This is a genomic window from Streptomyces sp., assembly GCF_031178505.1.
Taxonomy (GTDB): Bacteria; Actinomycetota; Actinomycetes; order Streptomycetales; family Streptomycetaceae; genus Streptomyces; species Streptomyces gulbargensis.
In genome coordinates, this window is record NZ_JAPSIW010000471.1 from 1 (window position 1) to 5,633 (window position 5,633).

A 5,633-nucleotide genomic window follows, 5' to 3' on the forward strand; every position below is an offset into this window, starting at 1 on the left:
CATCGCATGCCCGGCAGGAACGGCGCGGGGCCCCGTCCGGCCGCCGTGCGCAGCACAGGACGGAAGGAACGAGAGATACGCTCGATCACGGGTGAGATCAACGGTGCGGCGTCCGACGGCAACCACCTGGCCGCCGGCCCCGATGCCCACCAGTTCACGGGGCCACGCGGCGGTCGTATCTCCACCGCCGTTCCGCGCGACGCCACCCACTGGGACGAGGTCGTCGCCGAGCTCGGGTACGAGCACCTGCGCCGCCCACGACCTCCGTCACACGGGACTCACCTGGTTCGCCGACGCCGGTGTCCCCGTGCACGTTCTGGGCAAGATCGCCGGGCACGGATCGCTCACCACCACGCGGCGGTACCTGCACCCCGACGTGCGCCAGATCAACGCCGCCGGCGCCGCCCTCACCGCCCACCTCAGCGTGCTCCGCGCACCGCGGTCGCTGCCCAGCCGGATCGTCGTCGCTCGCTGACCCGGTCAAGGCGGGTGGGTCCCCCAGCGGTCCCCAGAAACGATCAAGGGGCCGTCTCAGATTGCTCTGAAAGGGCCCCTGACCTGCGACTCTTTCGAGTCGGGACGACAGGATTTGAACCTGCGACCCCTTGACCCCCAGATGTGGGGGCCGGGGGTACTGCCCGGGCAAAGCAGACAAGATCCGGTCGCATGGCGTGCATCCATGCCTGCGCCGCTCGACGTCACGGACACTGTGTGGTCCCCAAGACGCACGCACCTTCGGTGAGGTGCACCCAACCCAGGACCCGGGTGAGGCGAGCAAAACGGCGTGCGGGCGGTGGCCCCAGTCGCGCAGGCGGAATGAGGCCCAGCACGCCCGGTGCGCGGCCCGCAGCTGCTCCATCGGCGTTTCGGCCACCGCCTCTCTTTGCACTGCTGTTGTGAGAGGCGGGTCGATGCATCCGTCACGCTCCGGCGCCCGCGCCATCCCCAGGTTTCCTGCTCGACCGAAATACACACGTTCGATATCCGGGCTGGCTCGTTGAGCCTCGTGAACCGGACCCGCCCACGAGACAGGGGGACAGCCTGACCTTGGAAAGCACATCCGAGCAGGCGAGCGCAGGCGAAGCTGAGGGAACGCCCCCGGAGAGCGCGAGCACCGTACAGGAGGAGGAGTTCCGGTTCCGGGACGAGTCCCGGCGCGGCGCCCAGGTCACCCCGGACCTTGTAGTAGGTCCCGCCGGCCCGCCGAGCGACCGTCCCCCCTTCACCCACGAGGTCCAGCGCCACTTCACCGCCCGGCACCAGTACGCCAAACGTCCTCGCTCCCGAACTGACCGGCAGGGGTGGGCTCCTGTGACGGTCACCGGCGACACCCGGAAGACCTCTGCCTGGACCATCCCGGCCTATCGGTACCTGCTCGGAAGCGAGAGGTGGCTGGCGCGTGACGAATCTTCTGCAGACCTGCGCAGAATGCGGTCAGTGCGTGGCGTCGTTGGTGCGCGCGGTCCCGATCGCCATGGCGGCGAGCAAGGCACAGGCGCCGCCGAGCCAGAACACGCCTTGGAGCGTGAGCGTGTCGACGATGATGCCGCCGGCCAGCGCGCCACAGCCGATGGAGAGGTTGAACACCGCCACCCAAAGCGAGGAGGCGGCTTCCACGGCCTGCGGAGCGGCCTTGATCATCCACGTCTGGAGGCCCACGGACACACCGCCGAAGGCCAGACCCCAGATGATCAGCAGGATCGCGCCGCCGATCCCGGTCTGACCCAGCAGCAGGAAGAGGGGCATCGTGGCCGTCATGGCTACGGCGATGGTCAGCACGCTGCGGTGCACGCGGCGGGAGAGCGCCGAACCGGCGACGAAGTTGCCGATCATGCCGGCCGCGCCGAACCCGAACAGCAGCGGACCGACATAGCGCTCGTCGATCCCTGACAGCTTCTGCAGCGCCGGGCTCACGAACGTGTAAGCGGCGAAGTGTCCGAACACGAGGAGCGCCGTCGCGATGATGCCGACGCGCACGCCTGGGTTGCGGAGCTGGTGCATCAGCAGCTTGGGCCGGATGGGCTGGGAGGCGACCAGTCTCGGCAGTACCGCCAGCAGGGCGATCAGGGTCACGAGCGCCAGGGCGCTGAGCGAGGAGAAGGCCATGCGCCAGCCGGTCAGGTCACCGACCAGGGTGCCGAGCGGGACACCGAACACGTTCGCGGCTCCGACGCCGCCGAAAATGACCGCGGTGGCGCGCGGCACGTCCGCTGGCGCGACGAGCCGGACCGCGAGGCCGGCGGCGACCGCCCAGAAGCCGCCGACCGCGATGCCGACCAGCACCCGGGAGCCCACCAGCACCGCGAAGTTCGGCGCCAGGGCGGAGCCCAGGTTCGCGGCGGTCATCAGGGCCATCAGTCCGAGCAGCAGGATGCGGCGGTCCAGCGACCCGACGATCATCGGGACCAGCGGTGCGGCGAATCCGGCGACGATGCTGGGCACCGTCACCATCAGTCCTGCCGTCCCCTCGGAGACCGACAGCGCGGACCCCACGGAGGTCAGCAGACCGATCGGCAGTTGCTCGGCGGTCACCAGCAGGAAGGTGCCCAGCGTCACCACGGCCACCGCCATCCAGCGACTTCTACCCGGGCTCCCCGGTTCCCTCGTCCGGGCGGGGGTCTGCTCTGCGGTCGTCAACGCATCCTCCTACAACAATTCGGGAACGGTCGCTCCCAAACGGTGACACTAGTATGGGAGCGAACGCTCCACAAGTTGGGTAAGGTGAACCCATGGCACGCCCCCGACAGTTCGACGAGAAGAACGCGGTCACCTCGGCGACCGACCTGTTCTGGCGACGCGGTTACCACGCCACCTCGGTGCGCGACCTGGGTGACGAGCTGAAGCTCACACCCAGCAGCCTGTATCGGACATTCACCGACAAGCACACGCTGTTCCTTCGCGCGCTCGACCACTACCGGGCCACCGAGTCCGTTCAGGCGCGCCAGCGCCTGGACGCGACGGACCGCCCGGTCCTGGAGGTGCTGCGGGAATGGATGCTGTGGCTGGTCGCCTGCCCCGCCGACGGCACGCCAGGTCGCGGCTGCTTCGTGGTCAACACCGCAACCGAACTGGGCACCACCGACGAGAAGGTCCAGCAGCGGACCGAGGCCGCATTCGAGGTCACACGCCAGGCCTTGCGCTCGGCCCTGGCCGAGGGGCGCGATCGTGGTGAGCTGCCCGAGGACCTCGACGCCGACGCCGCCGCCGAGCTGTTGTTCACCACGGTCCTCGGCCTACGGGTACGCGAACGAGCCGGGCATGACCTCAAGCGTCTGACCACCGCGATCGACTTCGCGATCCGGAGCCTGGGACCCACGCCCCCGGAATCTGCCTGACCGCCCGAACTCAGTGGAGCTCGATCCGGGCCACCGCCGACTCAACGGTCTGCTACGGCGTCGCCTGCGGCCCCGCCGTGGCCTCGGCACCATCACCGCAGCAGCTCTCGTCATCTGGCTCCGCACGTGAACGCCCGAATCACCCTGGAGATCGGCACGTACATTGTCTCGTCGTGATCGAATGTGTGGGCCAGTCGGCCGTCCAGCGCACCCTCGCGCCGTACCCCCGCCGGAGCTCCACTTCGACGCGAGTCAGTACGGCACCGAAGTGGCTCGCACCGAGGCGGACCGCTGGTGGCAGGTGAACTCGTAACCCAGCACGGCGCGCCCCCGCCCGACCGCGGGCCCTTGCCGGCTCGGTGTCCGTGGCCAACGGAGAACGCCCCAGCGGGCCCAGGTGCTGTCGAAACTCGGTTCTCGCACAGATCTTGGGGAGTCGTCGCGGAGCGTTACCTCGTTGTTCGATTGCGAGGAGTCGGGTTCGCGTGAGACCGCGCACGCCTCAGGTCCCCGCCACCCGCTGCTGCAGCCGGTTGTGGCCGTGATGGTGCTGGTCATGCGGACGATGCACCGTTCTGGGACTCGCTGGTATTCGACGGAATCGACGATGGGGATGTCGAGGCGGTCACAGCCGCCTTCGGCACGGTCGAGGTGGTGGCGAGAGGCCGCGCGGCCGACTCTGCCTGTCCGGACTGGCCGCTTCTCGGGTCGGGTCCACGACCGATACCAGCGCAGGCTGAAGGACCTTCCGCTCGCCGCGCAGGGCTTGGTGATCCGGCTGACGGTCCGGCGCTTCATCTGCGGGTCGGCCGAGTGCCCGCGTCGGACCTTCGCCGAGCCGTTCTCGCGGCCGGGTGCCCCGCACGCACGGTTCACCACGCGTCTCAACCACGCCCTGGAGCAAGTGGGACTCGCGCTGGCCGGGCGGGCCGGAGCTCGGCTGGCGGTCCAGCTGGGCTTCGGCGCGGGACGGATGACCTTGTTACGCAGGGTCATGGCATCGCCCGATCCGGAGTTCTCCGCAGATCGCCGACCGGTTCCACCTGTGGCAGGGCCTCGGCCGAGCCGTGGAAACATGCGTCGCCAGCCATCGCGACTGCCTGCGCGATCCTTCACCCAGCAGGGTGTTGCCGGAGGCCACGCGAGCGGCTGCCGCCCGGCCGCTGGGCGACTCGGCACCTGTCGGTCGACGGGCGGAGCGCAAGAAGGAAGCACATGCCCTTGTCCACGAGCACCTTGACCAAGGTCACTCACGCCGGACGATTGCCCGGCACCTGGGCGGGGGCCTCAACACCGTGCTGCGGTACGCGAACGCCGCGAACTGGCAGGACACCATCCGTGGAAACCGGCCCGGTCCCAGCAGACTGGACCTCTACAAGCCCTCCCTGGAGCGACGACTCGCCGAGGGATGCACCAACGTCACCCACCTCCACAGCGAACTCGTTGCCAACAACGCTCCCGTCACCTACCAGATGGTCCGCGCCCACACCGCCACCCTCCGCGGGGGCCGGCCGGCGCGCCGCCGAGGCCGCCGACGGTGCGAAAGGTGACCGGGTGGCTCACCCGACATCCCAACGCGCTGAGCGAGAAAGACCGGGCCGGCCTGAAGGATGTCCTCGCACTCTGCCCTGATCTGGACACAACCGCCGGACACGTCCGCAGCTTCGGCGAGACACTCACAGACCGCCTCGGTTCCCCACTTCCCACCTGGATCGACGCAGTCGATGACAGCCAGCTCCCCGATCTCACCGGCATCGCGCTCCACCTTCTGCAGGACCTTGACGCCGTGATAGCTGGGCTCACTCTCGACTGGAGCTCCGGGAGCATCGAGGGCGCCGTCAACCGCATCAGGAAGATCAAGCGCCAGCTCTACGGCCGAGCCGGATTTGAACTCCTCCGCAAGATGATCCCGCTCCAGCAACACTGCGCGAGCAGCCGCCCAGCCGTGGCAGGGTGGCCTCATGTTGATCCGAAAGGGCGATGCCGCGTAGGCGTCCCAAGGCCGTCCGCGCAGAGCGGTGGTGGCCACGATGGCAGTGTTCGGTCCTGAGAGTCCGCGGTGTCTCCGCACGGACTCGTGCAGCGATCCGCCGGGTCGAAGACCAGAAGATGTGGCTTAACGCGGTTACCCATGCGCTCTCGTGCTTCGAGCGAGCTTTTGACCGGCCGGGACGCTACCTGGACGCGTCCGAGTTCGAATCGCCCGGGGTGGGAGATGCTCGTGAGACCTCGAGTGGGCGATGCGGCACCTTCCTCCCGGAGCGCAACGGGACTCGGCCCGACTGATCACACGCATCG

At 68.8% G+C, this 5,633-nt stretch carries 4 protein-coding genes and 1 pseudogene; 4 read left to right on the plus strand and 1 reads right to left on the minus strand.

What is annotated here, in order from left to right; translation table 11 throughout:
- Positions 1-135 precede the first annotated feature (135 nt).
- Positions 136-475: pseudogene (locus RIF68_RS25475) on the plus strand (tyrosine-type recombinase/integrase); the annotation flags it as partial.
- 959 nt (positions 476-1,434) lie between these two features.
- On the opposite strand, the gene RIF68_RS25480 reads toward RIF68_RS25475, so the two are convergent.
- Positions 1,435-2,571, minus strand: coding sequence for an MFS transporter (locus tag RIF68_RS25480; RefSeq protein WP_309053642.1), 1,137 nt, complete (start codon positions 2,569-2,571; stop codon positions 1,435-1,437).
- Between the two features lie 158 nt (positions 2,572-2,729).
- Here RIF68_RS25480 and RIF68_RS25485 point away from each other — a divergent pair, with 158 nt between their 5' ends.
- The 3 genes from RIF68_RS25485 to RIF68_RS25495 all read left to right on the plus strand — a co-directional run bounded on the left by RIF68_RS25485 (position 2,730) and on the right by RIF68_RS25495 (position 5,385).
- The gene (locus RIF68_RS25485) at positions 2,730-3,335 is read left to right on the plus strand and encodes a TetR/AcrR family transcriptional regulator (RefSeq protein ID WP_309053643.1); all 606 of its coding nucleotides are present in this window, start codon (positions 2,730-2,732) and stop codon (positions 3,333-3,335) included.
- Positions 3,336-4,630: 1,295 nt separating this feature from the next.
- On the plus strand, positions 4,631-4,885 hold the full coding sequence (locus RIF68_RS25490) for a hypothetical protein (RefSeq protein ID WP_309053644.1): 255 nt from the start codon (positions 4,631-4,633) through the stop codon (positions 4,883-4,885).
- Positions 4,882-5,385, plus strand: coding sequence for a transposase (locus RIF68_RS25495; RefSeq protein ID WP_309053645.1), 504 nt, complete (start codon positions 4,882-4,884; stop codon positions 5,383-5,385). Before RIF68_RS25490 ends, RIF68_RS25495 begins: the two co-directional genes overlap by 4 nt.
- Positions 5,386-5,633 lie beyond the last annotated feature (248 nt).